We start from the raw sequence: 16,237 nt of genomic DNA on the forward strand, positions 1-16,237 counted from the left end.
TTACCGAGGGGTGGGCCGAAACTCAATCAAACCAAAAGCTTTTGCTGGTGAGAAACTGACCTGTCGCCTAAAATTTAGGCACCACGCGCGGGCGATTGCACAGGCCGCTTTGCAGGCTTAGAACGGGGCGAGTTTATCAAAGGGGGCGCGCGATGGCGTCGACACCGAAAATCGCAGCGCTCATCGTGGCCGCCGGACGGGGCACCCGTGCGGGCGGAGCCGTGCCCAAACAATGGCAGCCGCTGTGCGGGAAACGCGTGATCGACCACACGCTTGCGGCTTTCCAGCGGCATCCGCTGGTAGACCGGATCATCATCGTATTAAGCGCCAGTGACATGGCGCAGGCCGAAGGTTTCACCGCGCAAGGCTGTCTTGTCGCCGAAGGCGGGGCGGATCGTGCAACATCGGTGCGCAACGGTCTGGCGCTGCTGGGGGATGCGGATCTGGTGCTGATCCATGACGCCGCCCGCCCCTGTGTCACGCCGCAGATCATCGACGGTGTGATCGACGCGCTGGCCACAGATGCCGCAGCCGCCCCCGGCCTGCCTGTCACCGACGCGCTTTGGGTGGCCGAAGACGGAGCCGTCGCAGGCACGCAGGACCGCACCGCGCTTTATGCCGCACAAACCCCGCAAGGCTTCGATGCCGCCACGATCCGCGCCGCCCATGCCGCCTTTGAAGGCATCGCCGCCGATGATGTAGAGGTCGCCCGCGCCGCCGGTGTTGCGGTTGCCATCACCCCCGGCAGCGTCGATAACCTGAAAATCACGGTGCCGGGCGATTTGACCCGCGCCGCCCGCATATTGGAGTCTTCAATGGATATTCGCACCGGCAACGGGTTTGATGTACATGCTTTCGGTCCGGGGGATCATGTCACACTTTGTGGAGTCGATATCCCGCATGATCAGGGGCTGGTCGGTCATTCCGACGCCGATGTCGGCATGCATACGGTCACCGATGCGATCTATGGCGCGCTGGCTATGGGCGACATCGGCCAGCATTTCCCCCCGTCCGACCCACAGTGGAAAGGGGCGCAAAGCCATATCTTTCTGCGCCATGCCGCCGATCTGGCGCGCAGCGAAGGGTTCACCCTGACCCATGTCGATTGCACGCTGATCTGCGAATACCCCAAAGTGGGGCCTCATGCCGCAGAGATGCGCCGCGTGATGGCGGATATCCTGTCCCTTGAAGAAAGCCGTGTGTCGGTCAAGGCGACGACCTCGGAACGTTTGGGATTTACCGGCCGCGGCGAAGGCATCGCCTGCATGGCCACAGCAACATTGGTGAAACTATGACTTTGGCAAAGCTGATCGCGACCGTTCTGGGAGTGGGCTACATCCGCCCTGCTTCGGGCACCTGGGGGTCGCTGGTCGCGTTGCCCTGGGCCTGGCTGCTCCATGTCATCGGGGGGCTGCCGCTGTTGATCGCAGGCATCGTGCTTACCTTTGCCGCAGGGTGGTGGGCCACCGCACGCATGACCGCCGGAAGCGCTGATCATGATCCGTCGGAAATCGTGATCGACGAGGTTGCAGGCCAATGGGTCGCGCTGCTGCCGCTCAGCTATGCCAGCTGGACGATGGACATGAACATCCTTGTGATGTGGCCCGGCTGGATCGCGGCTTTTGCGCTTTTCCGGCTGTTCGACATCTGGAAACCGCTGATCATCGGCTGGGCCGACCGGCGCGGCGATGCGCTTGGCGTGATGCTGGATGATATCTTTGCAGGCATTTTCGCCCTGCTGGGGGTGATCGCGCTGGCCGTGTTGTATCACGTGTATCTCTTTGCCTGATTTGCACGCCCTTCTGGACCGCGCCCGCACGCGCGAGGTCATGATCGCCTGCGCCGAAAGCTGCACGGGCGGCATGGTCGCCGCCGCCCTGACGGACCTCCCCGGATCCTCCGCGATCTTCGACCGAGGGTTTGTCACCTATACCAATGCCGCCAAGATCGACCTGCTTGGCGTCAGCCCTGACACACTCACCGCCCACGGCGCGGTGTCCGAGCAGGTCGCCCTTGAAATGGCGCGTGGTGCCTTGGCACGATCTGGCGCGCAGATCGCCGTGTCGATCACCGGCATCGCAGGCCCCGGCGGGTCAGAGCATAAGCCCGAAGGCCGCGTCTGTTTCGGCCTCGCCACGACGTCCGGTATCACCACCCAAACGCAAGAGTTCGGCGCATTGGGCCGTGATAAAGTCCGCCGCGCTGCCCGCGATTTCGCCTTGGGGCTGATTTTTGAGGCGATTACATAACGCCCGCAAAACAGGCGGCATGGCCAAATTGCTGCCTAAATATGTGGCGAATGCAGAAATGCCCGTTTAATCACCGGCTTTGCCCACATTTTAACTTTTGTCGCACGCGCACATCCGTTTCACCCGTCTGCAATCAAAAACCTTTCGGGAGGAAACCAAGATGAACGCAGCTGATACGGCCTGGATCATGACCGCCACGGCCTTGGTCCTGTTCATGACATTACCGGGGCTCGCGCTCTTCTATGGCGGGCTGGTGCGCAGCCGCAACGTGCTGAGCGTTTTCATGCATACCTACGGCGTCGCCTGTCTGATGAGCGTGCTGTGGTTCTTCGCCGGATACTCCATCGCCTTTGGTCCCGACACATCGGGCCTCTGGGGCGGCTTGGGCAAGATCGGCCTGTCGGGCGTCACTGCTGACAGCCTGTCAGGCACCCTGCCCGAGATCCTGTTCTTCGCCTTCCAGATGACATTCGCAGTGATCACGCCTGCGCTGATCGTCGGTGCCTATGTGGAGCGTATCGGCTTTGGATTCGTAATGCTCTTCTCGGGTCTCTGGATGCTTCTGTGCTACGCGCCCGTGGTGCATTGGGTCTGGGGCGGCGGTTTCCTGGCCGATGGTGGCATCTTTGGCGAGGTCGGCGTGCGCGATTTCGCGGGCGGCATCGTGGTGCATGAAACAGCTGGCCTCGCGGCGCTGATCCTCGCGGTCTTCCTTGGTCCACGCCTCAACCACAATACCCCGCCACATAACCCGGGCTTCGTGATGATCGGGGCGGCGATGCTCTGGGTCGGCTGGTTCGGCTTTAACGGCGGCTCGCAACTGGCCGCAGACGGAGGTGCGGCGATGGCGATCACGGTGACCCATATCTCTGCCGCCACCGCCTCGCTCACCTGGGCGCTGTGGGAGCGGATCAAATTCGGCAAGGCATCGTTGGTCGGCATCGTCACAGGCACCATCGCGGGGCTGGCCTCCATCACGCCTGCGTCGGGCTTCGTCGGCCCTTGGGCGGCGCTGCTGATCGGCGCGGTTGCCGGGATCTTGTGCCAGGAAGCGGTCGTCTTGATCCGCAACAAGGCCAAGATCGACGACACGCTTGATGTATTCGCGGTTCACGGCGTGGGTGGTATCTTCGGCACCATCATGATCGCGGCCCTCGGGGCGGGGTCCTGGGCCGCACAACTGGGGTCGCTGGCGATTGTCGGTGTCTATACCACGGTGGTGACCGTCGTGCTGGTGCTGGTCTGCAAGGCGATCACGCCGCTGCGTGTCAGCAAAGAGGTCGAGGTCAACGGGCTTGATCTATCCGTCCACGGTGAACGGGCCTATGATCTAAGCAGCTGATCCGGAACCCAAAGACCCACACAAAGGCCCCGCATTGGGGCCTTTGTTGTCTCGGGTTATTCTTACACGCTCGCCCCATAGAGGGCGGCCGCGCGTTTTTCAAAGGCCCGCACCACCCGCTGCATCGCCTCGTTAAAGACGACGCCGATGATCTTTTGCAAAATCGCGTTCTTGAATTCGAAATCGACGAAGAAATGCACCTTGCAGCTGCCGTCGCCATTGTCCTCGAACGCCCAGTTCGATTTCATGTATTTGAACGGGCCATCCAGATATTCGGTGTCGATCTTCTTGGCCTCTGGCCACAACACCACCCGGCTGGTGAAACGTTCGCGAAACACTTTGAAACTGATGACAAGATCGGCGTCCATCACCTCGTGATCCCCCTTATCCTCACGGCTTTTGATCCGCGCGGCGGCGGTCCAGGGCAGAAAATCTGGGTATGACGCCACATCGGCCACCAGATCATACATCTGTTGGGCGGTGTAGGGCAGTTCGCGGGTCTCTGAATGGGTAGGCATTGATTTCCATCTGTCATGAAGTTAGCCCTTATGAAATCCTATCTCCCCCTTTTTCAAGGTAAAACCCATGACGACGCGACCTTATGTCATCGATGAAATGATCTCGGCCAAGGCAATCGCCGCGCGGATCGAAACCCTTTGCCGCGAAATCCAAAGCGAATTCGCAGGCACCGAAAAGCTGACAGTGGTGGGGCTGCTGCGCGGATCTTTCGTGTTTATCGCCGATCTGGTGCGCGAACTTGATCTCCCGATCGAGGTCGATTTCCTCGAAGCCTCCAGCTATGGCGATGGTATGGAAAGCAGCAGAGAAGTACGTATCCTCAAAGACTTGCGCGGCGCAATCGAAGGGCGCGATGTGCTGGTTGTCGAAGATATCGTCGACACGGGCCACACCCTGCATCACGTGCGCAACCTGCTGATGTCGCGCGAACCCGCACGGCTGAAAACCATTGCCCTGCTCGACAAACCCAGCCGCCGCGAGGTGGACATGAAGGCCGATTGGATCGGGTTTGAAATTCCGGATGAATTTGTTGTGGGCTACGGCATCGATTTCGCACAGCGCGACCGCAACCAGCCCTTTATCGGCAAGGTCCGTTTTACATGAACGTCGCTTGGCTGATGCGGATGAAACGGTGGGTGCAGCACCCGCCCTCGGCGGGCCGCGTCAAATTCGTCTTTGCTGTGGTCCTAGCCGGCGCGCTGATCTTTGCCGCAGAATACTTTGGCTACTGGCCCGAATGGGCCACGACTCAACGGATCAAAAACCCGTTCTAACCTTTCCAAATGGATGTAAATCCCGGGGAGTTTGAGGGGCAGCGCCCCTCATTATATCGCGTGAGTTTGAGGGGCAGCGCCCCTCATTGTACCGCGTGAGTTTGAGGGGTAGCACCCCTCAAGATCAATGCAACACAGTTACCCCAGCTTGGCCAACCGCGCCGCCTGCAGCCGCGCAAAGTCATCCCCTGCGTGGTAGCTCGACCGCGTGAGAGGCGTCGCAGAGACCATCAAGAACCCTTTGCCATAGGCCGATTTTTCATAGGCGGCGAATTCATCGGGATGCACAAACCGGTCCACCGCGTGGTGCTTTGGTGTCGGCTGCAGATATTGCCCGATGGTCAGAAAATCGATGTCCGCCGCGCGCATGTCTTCCATGACCTGCATAACCGACTGACGATCCTCGCCCAGACCGACCATGATGCCGGATTTGGTAAACATCGTCGGATCAAGCTCTTTGACCCGCTGCAACAGACGCAGCGAATGGAAATACCGCGCCCCTGGGCGGACCTCGGGGTAGAGGCCGGGCACTGTTTCCAGATTGTGGTTAAACACATCCGGGCGCGCCTCGACCACGGTTTCCAGCACTTTGGGATCGCAGCGGATGAAATCGGGGGTCAGGATTTCGATCGTGGTGCCCGGGGACCGTTTGCGCACGGCGCGGATGGTCTGGGCAAAATGTTCTGCCCCGCCGTCTTCGATGTCGTCGCGGTCCACGCTGGTGATCACCACGTGGTTCAGCCCCAGTTTGGACACAGCATCGGCCACACGCCCGGGTTCAAAGATGTCCAGCGCTTCCGGCGGGCGCCCTGTTGCGATGTTGCAGAAGGTACAGGCGCGGGTGCAGACCTCGCCCATGATCATCATGGTGGCATGGCCCTGCGACCAGCATTCGCCCACATTCGGGCAGCCCGCTTCTTCGCAGACAGTCACCAGTTTGTTCTCGCGCATGATCTTTGCGGTATCCGCATAGCCTTTGCCACCCGGCGCCTTCACCCGGATCCACGACGGCTTTTTCGGCTGTGGATTGTCGGGGCGTCGGGCCTTTTCAGGGTGGCGCTGCTCGGGGATTTTCAGGTCTCGCATGATCAGGCTCCGTTTGGAATACGCCCCTTATGTAGTCGGTTCGCGCGGCGCATGAAAGAGGCAGTTGTCATCTGCGGGGCAGCCATGCGGTGCGCGCCGATCCGGATTCGCCGCCTAGCCGATCATCGCGCTCCCGGGGCCAAGCGTTTCCGCATAGTGTTTGCGCAAGCGCATCAGGGCGATACGCAGAACGATCTTTCCCGACCGCGCCGACCAGCCAAGGCGCTTTTCCGTGGTTTCCAACCCTTCCAGATAGCAGCAACACCGCAGCACAATATCCGACAGCCCCGGTCCCAGATCCGCCAGCGCCGATCCCACCCGTGCCCGGGCCGCAGAAGGTGCGCTGCCTTCAAAGCTGACGCTGTCGCCCTGCCCGCCCGGTGCCAGAAACCGGTCCCAGTTCTGCGTCACCGCCTCGCCCATTTGCGCCAGTTCAAAATCCTCGCGCAGGCGCTCTCCGGCTTGGACGAGACTGTCGGACAGGAACGGCGCGCCTTTTGCGTCGCGTCTGCGAGCAAGCGCGGCCAACGGGCTTTCTGCCAGAGTGTAGCGCAAGCGACGCGCTGTTTTCTGCCGCGCCCCCTCTGGCAGCGGCGGCGCAGGGGCAAAACTGGTTTGGGCTTCGGCAAAACCGTTTTCTGCTCCCTGCCCCAGCATCTCTTCCAGCGCATGCCGTCCGGCCGCGGTGATGTGATAGCGCAGGATGCGCCCCTCGCCATCACTCGCGATCCAGCCGTTAAGCGCCATCGCCTGCGCGACACAGCGGTCCACCACGGCAGTCCGCGTCTGCGCGCCATCCGGACCACCGCGCACGACAACGGCCTTGTCCATCTCGGCCGCGATCGCCAGCAGCGCACCGGTTTCGCACAAGCGCCGCAAGATGCGCTGCGCTTCGCTGCTCAGAGTTTCATCATCGGGCATCATGGGGGGTGAGGTGTCATTCATCGCGGCGGGCTCCTGCATGGGGTGGGTTTCAAAACGGCTGACCTGCCCCAGCAGATCAAGGGCGTCGTCCACCAGCGGATCATCACGCCGCGTTTCCAGCCGCCGGATCTGGCGCAGGATGGTAGAGGCGTGACACTTAGCCGATCGCGCCAGCGCCCGGATCGGCTGGCCCATCTCCACATGCGACACATAATGCCGCGCGGCATCCGGCACCCATCCGGGCAATCCACGTCGGTCCGGCGGCGTATTCAAAACTTGAGTCATGCGGTCTCCTTTCTTCAGGCGGCGCGGTTATCCACAGCCTTATCCACAATACCAAAAGGTTAATTGGTTATGGATTTGTAAATATTTACGGATACAACCCATAATTGTTTCCAAATGGTAAACAGTCGTAACCGCGACGCACGCTGACCCCGCTGCGCGAGCAACACCAGTATCCTGCGTGAAATCCTGCCCGTGAGCGGCCATGCGATGGCATGACCCCGCAGCCAGCAAGGATTTGATTTTATGCAAGATATTCTAGCGCGCCTCAGCGGTATACACCGTCCCGCCATATTGGTGCAGGCAGGCACCATCGGGGCCCGCAGCTATCGCCGCGGCCCGGCCCTGCGTCGGATACTGGGGAAAGCGCCCCCGCCACGCAGCGCAGTCGTGCTGGTGCAGCTGATCGATATAGAGGCAGACCTGAACGCCAGACGTAAAAAGACGGACGCAGGCTATAACCTGGTCCGTCATATAGAGGTGATGATCGCCCTCATTGCCGAGGCCGCGATCTTGCGCGAAACTCTGCGAGATGCGGCTACATAAAGCTGTCAGGCTCCGCCGCCTTGCGTTCCGCGACAAAGGCATCAAGCGCCGCACGCGTCTCGGGGTCCATGGTCGGTTGCACATAGTCGCCCAACAGCTTTTCGACCCGCGCCGCCGCCAGCGACTGGGTATCGCGCGCGCCCTCATCTGACCATGTTTCAAATGGCTTGTAGTCCAGCAGATCGGATTTCCAGAAGGCTTCCTTAAAGTTGGCCTGTGTGTGTGCGCATCCCAGATAATGCCCGCCGGGACCAACCTCGCGGATCGCATCCAGCGCTTGCGCGTTTTCGTCAATCTCTACACCGCGCGCCAAATGATGCAACGCGCCCAGCTGATCGGCATCCATCACAAATTTCTCGAACGAGGCGACCAGCCCGCCTTCGAGCCAGCCACAGGCGTGGAGCATAAAGTTCACCCCCGACAAAAGCCCCATGTTCAGACTGTTCGCCGTCTCATAGGCTGCTTGCGCGTCGGGCAGTTTTGACCCGCAGAACGAGCCCGAGGACCGGAATGGCAGGTTCATCCGCCGCGCCAATTGCCCCGCCCCATAGGTGATATGCGCGGCCTCCGGCGTACCAAAGGTCGGCGCACCCGAGTTCATGTCAATCGAAGTCACAAAGGCCCCGAAAATCACAGGCGCGCCCTTGCGGATCAGCTGGCTATAGGCGATTCCGGCCATGACCTCGGCCAGAACCTGCGTCAATGTCCCTGCCACGGATACCGGTGCCATCGCGCCGCCAACGATAAACGGCGAAATGATCGACGCCTGATTGTTCTCGGCAAAGACCTTCAGCGCCCCCATCATCACATCATCAAACGTCATGGGCGAGTTGATGTTCACCAGCGACGTCATCACCGTGTTCTGGTCGACGAAATCCGCCCCGAACAGAATCTTGCACATGTCCACGGAATCCTGCGCGCGGCTCGGTTCCGTGACGGATCCCATGAAGGGTTTATCGCTCAGCGTCATATGCGCATGGAGCATGTCCAGATGGCGCTTGTTGACGGGCACATCGGTGGGCTCACAGACGGTGCCGCCGGAATGGTGCAACCACTTGGACATATAGCCAAGCTTCACAAATTTGTTGAAATCGTCCATCGTGGCATAGCGACGGCCCCCGGCGGTGTCGCGCACGAAAGGCGGGCCATAGACCGGGGCCAACACCAGATTGCGCCCGCCGATCTCGACGTTGCGGGCGGGGTTGCGCGCGTGCTGGGTGAACTGCGATGGCGCGGTCTTGCACAGCTCGCGTGCCAGCCCGCGGGGGATACGCACGCGGTCACCGGTCACATCCGCCCCGGCCGCGCGCCAAAGCGCCAGCGCCTCGGGATTGTCGGGAAAGTTCACGCCGATCTCTTCCAACACCGTATCGGCGTTATACTCGATGATCTGCAGCGCCTCTTCGGTCAGCACCTCGTAGTTGGGAATGTTGCGTTCGATGTATTTTGCTGTCTCGAAGGACACAGCCGAGCGTGCCGCCCGACGTGCCGCACCGCCACCACCGCGCCCGCGTCTTGCTGATTCCGCCATGAGGTCTTCCTTTCCGTCAAAACTGACGCCTAGCTATCCCATTCACGCAGCGGGCTTTACGCGGTTTACGGCCTTAGAGGTCAAAAACCGACATCATGATCCGCCGACCCCTTCATTTTGCCAAAATAAACTCCGGGGGTCTGGGGGCTGGCCCCCACTCCACTCTTGCCACGCAGGCCATCCGCCCATAATCAGTCAGCATGACAGATATCTCCCATGACCGCCTTCTCATCATCGACTTCGGCAGCCAGGTCACCCAGCTGATCGCCCGCCGTTTGCGTGAACTTAATGTGTTCTGCGAAATCCACCCGTTCAACACGGTGGATGATGCCTTTCTCAAGGATTTTGCGCCCAAGGCGGTGATCCTGTCGGGGGGGCCCTCCTCGGTCTTCGCCGAAGGTGCGCCCATGCCACCGCAATCGGTGTTCGAGCTTGGCGTGCCGATCCTTGGCATCTGCTACGGCCAACAGGTCATGATGCATTGCCTGGGCGGCAAGGTTGAACGCGGTCACGGCACCGCCGAATTCGGGCGCGCCTATGTGACCCCCTCCGAGGCCCGTCTTGAGCTGTTGGAAGGATGGTTCCTCACCGATAAAGAGCAAGTCTGGATGAGCCACGGCGATCACGTCAGCGCCATCGCGCCCGGTTTCGAAGTCTACGGGACCTCGCCCCACGCGCCTTTCGCGGTCACCGGCGATGTGTCGCGCAACTTCTATGCCGTGCAGTTCCACCCCGAAGTGCACCACACCCCCAATGGCGCGCGCCTGTATGAAAACTTTGTCCGTCTCGCGGGTTTCAAGGGCGACTGGACAATGAGCGCCTACCGCGACGAAGCCATCGCCGCGATCCGTGAACAGGTCGGCGATCAAAAGGTCATCTGCGGTCTGTCCGGCGGGGTCGATTCCTCGGTCGCGGCCGTGCTGATCCACGAAGCGATTGGTGACCAGCTTACTTGCGTCTTTGTCGACCACGGTCTGCTGCGCAAGGGCGAGGCCGAAGAGGTCGTCACCATGTTCCGTGACAACTACAACATGCCGCTGATCCACGCCGACGAACAGGAACTGTTCCTGGGCGAGCTGGATGGCGTGTCCGACCCCGAAACAAAGCGCAAGATCATCGGCAAACTGTTCATCGACGTGTTCCAGAAGCACGCCAAGGAAGTCGGCGATGCCACCTTCCTCGCACAGGGCACACTGTACCCCGATGTCATTGAATCGGTGTCCTTTTCCGGCGGGCCGTCGGTAACAATCAAATCGCATCATAATGTGGGCGGCTTGCCCGAAAAGATGGGCCTCAAGCTGGTCGAGCCGCTGCGCGAACTTTTCAAGGATGAGGTGCGCGAGCTTGGCCGCGAGCTGGGTCTGCCACCGTCGTTTATCGGCCGCCACCCCTTCCCCGGCCCCGGCCTCGCCATCCGCTGTCCCGGTGAGATCACCCGCGAAAAGCTCGACATCCTGCGCGAGGCGGACGCGGTATATATCGACCAGATCCGCAAGCACGGGCTTTACGATGAAATCTGGCAAGCCTTTGTGGCGATCCTGCCTGTCCGCACCGTGGGGGTGATGGGCGACGGGCGGACCTATGATTTCGCCTGTGCCCTGCGGGCCGTGACCTCGGTCGATGGGATGACGGCGGATTACTATCCGTTCACCCATGAATTCCTGGGCGAGACGGCGACGCGGATCATCAACGAGATTCCGGGCATCAACCGGGTGACCTACGACATCACGTCGAAACCTCCCGGCACGATTGAATGGGAATGATCTGAATGGCTGTGATCGGCCGCATGACAAAGATGCCTCCGGCGGGGATTTTTTTCCATTTGGAAGAGAGACCATGACCCCGACGCTAAGGGCGGCTTTGTGGATGATGGGGTCGATCACGTCTTTCTCTGCGATGGCCGTCGCCGGGCGCGAGCTTGGCGGCAGCCTCGATACTTTCGAGATCATGATGTACCGGTCGCTGGTGGGCGTGATCGCTGTGTTTACGCTCGCGACCTTTTACGGGACCTGGGGGCAGATCAACCGACGCGATTTCGGCACGCAGATCGGGCGCAATCTGGCGCATTTCACCGGACAGAATCTGTGGTTTTACGCGGTTACCGTGATCCCGCTCGCGCAGGTCTTTGCGCTTGAATTCACTTCTCCGCTTTGGGTGATTGTCCTGTCGCCGCTGATTTTGGGCGAACGGCTTACCAAGGTGCGGGCTTTGGCGGCGGTTCTTGGGTTCATCGGCATCCTTTGTGTTGCCCGTCCGACGATTGCCGGGCTGAATGCCGGCGTGATCACGGCGGCGTCCTCAGCGATATTCTTTGCACTGACAATCATGCTGACCAAGCGGCTGACGCGCAGCCAGACGATCACCTGCATCCTGTTTTACCTGACCGTGACGCAACTGGTTTTTGGCGTGATCATGGCCGGTTACGACGGGGATATCGCGGTGCCCGAGGTGGCACAGATGCCGCTTTTGTTGCTGATCGGCGTCGCAGGGCTAATGGCGCATTTCTGTCTGACCAACGCCTTGTCCATTGCGCCTGCGACAGTGGTCGTCCCGATTGACTTTGTCCGCCTGCCCCTGATCGCCGTCATCGGAATGCTGGTCTATGCCGAGGCCTTGGATATCTGGGTTTTCATCGGCGGCGCGATTATCTTTGCCGGCAATTACATGAACCTCTGGATCGAATCCCGCCGCGTTTCGTAACGAAACTGCAACAGTTCTGGCATAGGGGCGCAGACTTCCCCTTGGTCAAGAATTGACAGATTGACGCATGCTACCGTTCAGTTGCTGTATAAATTGTGGCTGCGTGTTGTGGCTGCATTGCTTCTGGGGAGGAGTATTTAGAGATGACGTATCGAGTAATCGCAATGGCGGCCCTGTTGGGTAGCGCATCCACGTTGCACGCGGGGGGGATCGACCGGTCGGGTCAGTCGATCACGGCCCTGTTCGAAAGCGGCCGGTATGCTGAGTTCAGCCTTGGGTCGGTGTCGCCGAATACATCGGGGGTTGGGGTTCAAGCAACTCCGGGTGTCAAATCCGGGAATATGACAGACAATTTCTTTACTTTCGGCGCAGCTTATAAAGCCGATATCAGTGATCAGCTTTCTTATGCTATCATCTATGATCAGCCGTTTGGAGCAGACGTGGCTTATGACACCGGCACAGGTTACTTTGCCGCCGGATCTACTGCCACCTTCGATAGCGATGCCCTGACGGCTTTACTTCGCTACAAAATGCCAAACAACTTTAGCGTTCATGGTGGTATCCGTGTTCAACGAATTGAAGCTTCGGCGCTTATTCCTTTCGTTACTGCGGCACCGGACCCGAACAACCCATTTATCACAAATCCCGGTGCACCGTATTCCGTAAACGGCGACCAGGAAACCGGGGTTGGGTATGTCGCCGGTGTGGCTTACGAAAAGCCAGAAATCGCTATGCGGGTATCCCTTACATATAATTCGAAGATTAGTTACGACGTTGATACAACGGAAAACTCAGCACTTGGTATGGGTGTGAAATCGACTACAGAGGTGGATACACCCCAGTCGCTGAACCTCGAATTCCAGACGGGTATTGCTGCCGATACTCTACTGTTCGGTGGTGTTCGCTGGACTGACTGGTCGTCGTTCGAAATCGCACCGCAGCAATATGCTACGCTTACACGCGGCGGCAAGCTGCTTAGCTATGACGACGATGTATATAGCTATAGCTTGGGTGTTGGACGACGTTTGAATGATACTTGGTCTGTGGCAGCATCCATAGGCTACGAGAAGTCCGAAGGTGGTTTTTCTAGCAACCTAGGTCCTACAGATGGCAACAAAAGCTTGGCGCTTGCCGCGACATACTCCCGTGACAATGTGAAAATCACAACCGGTATTCGCTACATCAACATCGGTGATGCAGAAACCGAGGCAGGACCTGCATCGCCCGCAGCGACATTCGAAGACAACGACGCTGTCGCAATCGGCGTGAAAGTCGGCTTCACCTTCTAAGCCCTATCACAGCAACGCTCTATCAGCCCGCCCCAGCAATGTGGCGGGCTTTTTCATGGGCGCGCGATGTCTGATGTCTTGTGGCCGATGTCTCGCGTCTGGTGTCTGGGCACAGGCTAGGCTACTCATTGCGAAACAAGACGTTCCAAGGATGACGACCCATGCTCTACCCCTCTGCCGATGCGTGGCGTGCCGCGCCGCATAAACATGTGCTGGTCTTTGGCATGTCGGGTCTGGGCAAGACGCATATGGCGCATCTGCTGCGGCAGTCGGGGGGGTGGTTCCACTACTCCATCGACTACCGGATCGGGACGCGATACTTGGGTGAAACCATCGCTGACAACGCCAAGGCCGAAGCGATGAAGGTGCCGTTCCTGCGGGATCTTCTGCTGAGCGACAGCATTTACATCGGGTCAAACATCACCTTCGATAATCTCTCGCCCGTGGCGACCTGGCTGGGCAAGCCCGGCGATGCGGCCAAGGGGGGATTGCCGATGGCGGAATATGCCTCGCGACAGGACGCGTTCAAACAGGCAGAGATCGCGGCACTGCGCGACACCGGCCATTTCGCGCGCCGTGCGCAGACGCTTTATGGGTATCCGCATTTCATCTGTGACACCGGCGGCTCGATCTGCGAATGGGTGGACCCCGATGACGACAATGATCCGCTGATGCAAACCCTGTCGGCGGAATGTCTGCCGGTCTGGATCAAGGGCGACGATGCTCACACTCAAGAGCTGATCCGCCGCTTTGACAAAGCCCCCAAGCCGATGGCCTATCAGCCCGAGTTCCTGCTGCGGGTGTGGCAGGAATATCTGAGCGAAAACAATTGCAAAGAGGATGATGTCGATCCGGATGCCTTTATCCGCTGGACCTACGCCCAAGCGCTTGCCCACCGACAGCCGCGCTACGAGGCGATGTCGCGATGGGGGGTGACCGTGACCGCAGATCAGGTGGCCGGGCTCAAATCCGAGGATGATTTCAACGACCTGATCGCGGGGACGTTAGGCGCGTGACCCTTGGCGCCCTCTGCGCGGGCGCTTATCTAAATCCGGCGCAGATGATGCAAGACCTGAGCCCCTAGACGTGGAATACCGACATGCCGATTAAACTGCCTTCCGACCTGCCTGCCTATGACGTGCTGACGCGCGAAGGTGTCATGGTGCTGGATGAGGAAATGGCGGCGCGTCAGGATATCCGGCCTTTGCGCATTGCCTTGCTGAACCTGATGCCGAAAAAGATCCAGACAGAAAACCAGTTCGCGCGGTTGATCGGGGCGACGCCCTTGCAGATCGAATTCAGCCTGATCCGCATGTCAGACCACCAGTCGCGCAATACGGCCGCAGATCACCTTGAAAGCTTTTACCGCCCGTTCGAGGAAGTCACCCACGAGAAATTCGATGGGCTGATCATCACCGGTGCCCCGATAGAGCATCTGGACTTTGATGACGTCACCTATTGGGAAGAGCTTACCCGCGTCTTTGACTGGACCCAAACCAATGTCCATTCGACCTTTGGTGTGTGCTGGGGTGGCATGGCGATGATCAATTACTTCCACGGTATCAAAAAGCATCTGTTGGAGGAAAAGGCCTTCGGCTGCTTCCGCCACAGCAACCTTGAACCGTCGTCGCCCTATTTGCGCGGGTTCTCGGATGATCTGGTGGTGCCGGTCAGCCGTTGGACCGAAATGCGCGCGGCAGAGGTCGACGCCGTGCCCAGCCTGACCACCCTGCTTGGCAGTAAGGAGGTCGGCCCCTGTCTGGTCGAAGATGCAGGGCATCGGGCGCTCTATATCTTCAATCACCTTGAATATGACCGCGACACATTGAAGGACGAATATGACCGCGATGTCGCCCAAGGCACGCCGATCAACGTGCCCTGCAACTATTACCCCGATGATGACCCTGCCCAGGTCCCGCTGAACCGCTGGCGCAGCCACGCACATCTGCTCTACGGCAACTGGATCAACGAGATCTACCAGACCACCCACTACGATCTGAACGACATCGGTCGCAGCAATTTTGGGACGTAGCATGCTGTTGATCCTGACGCTGGTCGCCGTGGGCTTAGTGATCGTGGTGCACTGGCGGGCCAGCACCCGCGAGGCTGCGGCCAACGCCGCCTACCCGCCGATTGGCGAGCTGATCGATATCGACGGCGTCAAGGTCCATGCCAAGGTGCAAGGCAGCGGGCCGGATCTGGTGCTGATCCACGGGGCGTCAGGGAATATGCGGGATTTCACCTTTGACATGGTGGACCAGCTTTCCGACCGCTACCGCGTTATCCTGTTCGACCGTCCTGGGCTCGGCTGGACCGACAATTTGCCCCAGCACGCGGGCGCATGGAATGCCACCGCGGCCACACCCCATGAACAGGCCGCGCTGTTGCAAAAGGCAGCGGACCAGCTTGGGGTGAGCAACCCGATCGTGCTGGGGCACAGCTACGGCGGCGCGGTGGCGCTGGCGTGGGGGCTGTCGCGGCCCGATGACACGGCGGCGCTGGTGCTCGTGTCCGCCGTGTCCGAGCCGTGGGAAGGTGACCTTGGGTGGCAGTACAAGATCACCGGTTCGGCCTTTGGGTCGGGTATTGTGATCCCGCTGGTCACCGCCTTTGTGCCGCAGGGATTTGTGCGCGCCAGCGTCGACGCGATCTTTGCCCCGCAAGCCACGCCTGACGGCTATAGTGACCACATCGGCACCGGCCTGTCCCTGCGCCGGATGTCCATGCGCGCCAATGCGCAACAGGTGAACACGCTGCTGCCCGAGATCAAGAAGATGGTCCCGAAATATGATACGCTGACCATGCCGGTCGAGCTGATCCACGGCACCGCAGACACTATCGTCCCGCTGGATGTCCACGCGGCAATCGCAACGCCGCAACTGCCCGACGCGGTGCTGACCACCCTGCCCGGCATCGGCCATATGCCGCAACATGTGACCCAACCCGACGTCATCGCCGCCATCGACCGCGCAGCGACACGTGCGGGTTTGCGCTAG

The 16,237-nt window shown here is 60.0% G+C and carries 17 protein-coding genes; 13 read left to right on the top strand and 4 right to left on the bottom strand.

Features of this window, described 5'->3' with window-relative positions; genetic code table 11:
* Positions 1-152: 152 nt before the first annotated feature.
* The 4 genes from ACNQ62_RS04575 to ACNQ62_RS04590 all read left to right on the top strand — a co-directional run bounded on the left by ACNQ62_RS04575 (position 153) and on the right by ACNQ62_RS04590 (position 3,591).
* A complete protein-coding gene (locus ACNQ62_RS04575) occupies positions 153-1,295 on the top strand; it encodes a bifunctional 2-C-methyl-D-erythritol 4-phosphate cytidylyltransferase/2-C-methyl-D-erythritol 2,4-cyclodiphosphate synthase (protein WP_418094305.1) in 1,143 nt (380 codons plus the stop codon).
* Entirely contained in the window at positions 1,292-1,789 is a 498-nt protein-coding gene (locus ACNQ62_RS04580; RefSeq protein WP_005853484.1) for a phosphatidylglycerophosphatase A, read from the top strand. Before ACNQ62_RS04575 ends, ACNQ62_RS04580 begins: the two co-directional genes overlap by 4 nt.
* Positions 1,782-2,249, top strand: a complete 468-nt coding sequence (locus tag ACNQ62_RS04585) for a CinA family protein (protein WP_418094306.1) — start codon at positions 1,782-1,784, stop codon at positions 2,247-2,249. The genes ACNQ62_RS04580 and ACNQ62_RS04585 overlap by 8 nt, the downstream gene beginning before the upstream one ends.
* A gap of 160 nt (positions 2,250-2,409) precedes the next feature.
* Positions 2,410-3,591 (top strand): ammonium transporter, encoded by a 1,182-nt coding sequence (locus tag ACNQ62_RS04590; protein ID WP_037944254.1) that lies wholly within the window; start codon positions 2,410-2,412, stop codon positions 3,589-3,591.
* Between the two features lie 62 nt (positions 3,592-3,653).
* Here ACNQ62_RS04590 and ACNQ62_RS04595 read toward each other — a convergent pair whose 3' ends face one another.
* Positions 3,654-4,109 (bottom strand): type II toxin-antitoxin system RatA family toxin, encoded by a 456-nt coding sequence (locus ACNQ62_RS04595; protein WP_168592105.1) that lies wholly within the window; start codon positions 4,107-4,109, stop codon positions 3,654-3,656.
* Positions 4,110-4,176: 67 nt separating this feature from the next.
* Here ACNQ62_RS04595 and hpt point away from each other — a divergent pair, with 67 nt between their 5' ends.
* Together hpt and ACNQ62_RS04605 are read left to right on the top strand one after the other, a co-directional pair.
* Positions 4,177-4,713 (top strand): hypoxanthine phosphoribosyltransferase, encoded by a 537-nt coding sequence (gene hpt / locus ACNQ62_RS04600; RefSeq protein WP_005853480.1) that lies wholly within the window; start codon positions 4,177-4,179, stop codon positions 4,711-4,713.
* On the top strand, positions 4,710-4,883 hold the full coding sequence (locus tag ACNQ62_RS04605) for a hypothetical protein (protein ID WP_005853479.1): 174 nt from the start codon (positions 4,710-4,712) through the stop codon (positions 4,881-4,883). The genes hpt and ACNQ62_RS04605 overlap by 4 nt, the downstream gene beginning before the upstream one ends.
* A 138-nt stretch (positions 4,884-5,021) precedes the next feature.
* On the opposite strand, the gene lipA is transcribed toward ACNQ62_RS04605, so the two are convergent.
* Positions 5,022-5,969, bottom strand: coding sequence for a lipoyl synthase (lipA, locus tag ACNQ62_RS04610; protein WP_005853478.1), 948 nt, complete (start codon positions 5,967-5,969; stop codon positions 5,022-5,024).
* 114 nt (positions 5,970-6,083) lie between these two features.
* Entirely contained in the window at positions 6,084-7,178 is a 1,095-nt protein-coding gene (locus ACNQ62_RS04615) for a DUF6456 domain-containing protein (RefSeq protein WP_418094307.1), read from the bottom strand.
* A gap of 243 nt (positions 7,179-7,421) precedes the next feature.
* Between ACNQ62_RS04615 and ACNQ62_RS04620 the strand changes: the two genes are divergently transcribed.
* The gene (locus ACNQ62_RS04620) at positions 7,422-7,721 is read left to right on the top strand and encodes a DUF6477 family protein (RefSeq protein ID WP_340241139.1); all 300 of its coding nucleotides are present in this window, start codon (positions 7,422-7,424) and stop codon (positions 7,719-7,721) included.
* Here the strand turns inward: ACNQ62_RS04620 and ACNQ62_RS04625 are convergent.
* Positions 7,714-9,252, bottom strand: a complete 1,539-nt coding sequence (locus tag ACNQ62_RS04625) for a trimethylamine methyltransferase family protein (RefSeq protein WP_418094308.1) — start codon at positions 9,250-9,252, stop codon at positions 7,714-7,716. The two genes, ACNQ62_RS04620 and ACNQ62_RS04625, sit on opposite strands and share 8 nt — an antisense overlap.
* A gap of 200 nt (positions 9,253-9,452) precedes the next feature.
* Here ACNQ62_RS04625 and guaA point away from each other — a divergent pair, with 200 nt between their 5' ends.
* From guaA to ACNQ62_RS04655, 6 genes are all read left to right on the top strand, one after another.
* Complete coding sequence (gene guaA, locus ACNQ62_RS04630) at positions 9,453-11,015, top strand: glutamine-hydrolyzing GMP synthase (RefSeq protein ID WP_418094309.1); 1,563 nt, start codon at positions 9,453-9,455, stop codon at positions 11,013-11,015.
* A gap of 73 nt (positions 11,016-11,088) precedes the next feature.
* Positions 11,089-11,952, top strand: a complete 864-nt coding sequence (locus ACNQ62_RS04635; protein WP_418094310.1) for a DMT family transporter — start codon at positions 11,089-11,091, stop codon at positions 11,950-11,952.
* A gap of 143 nt (positions 11,953-12,095) precedes the next feature.
* The gene (locus ACNQ62_RS04640; protein WP_418094311.1) at positions 12,096-13,241 is read left to right on the top strand and encodes an OmpP1/FadL family transporter; all 1,146 of its coding nucleotides are present in this window, start codon (positions 12,096-12,098) and stop codon (positions 13,239-13,241) included.
* 161 nt (positions 13,242-13,402) lie between these two features.
* On the top strand, positions 13,403-14,257 hold the full coding sequence (locus tag ACNQ62_RS04645) for an ATPase (RefSeq protein ID WP_418094312.1): 855 nt from the start codon (positions 13,403-13,405) through the stop codon (positions 14,255-14,257).
* An 83-nt stretch (positions 14,258-14,340) separates the two neighbouring features.
* Positions 14,341-15,273 carry a homoserine O-acetyltransferase MetA gene (metA, locus tag ACNQ62_RS04650; protein WP_005853468.1) on the top strand — a complete coding sequence of 311 codons (933 nt, stop codon included), beginning with the start codon at positions 14,341-14,343 and terminating at the stop codon, positions 15,271-15,273.
* A 1-nt stretch (position 15,274) separates the two neighbouring features.
* Entirely contained in the window at positions 15,275-16,237 is a 963-nt protein-coding gene (locus tag ACNQ62_RS04655; RefSeq protein WP_418094313.1) for an alpha/beta fold hydrolase, read from the top strand.

Source organism: Sulfitobacter sp. SBS6 (assembly GCF_048285585.1).
Lineage (GTDB): Bacteria > Pseudomonadota > Alphaproteobacteria > Rhodobacterales > Rhodobacteraceae > Sulfitobacter > Sulfitobacter pontiacus.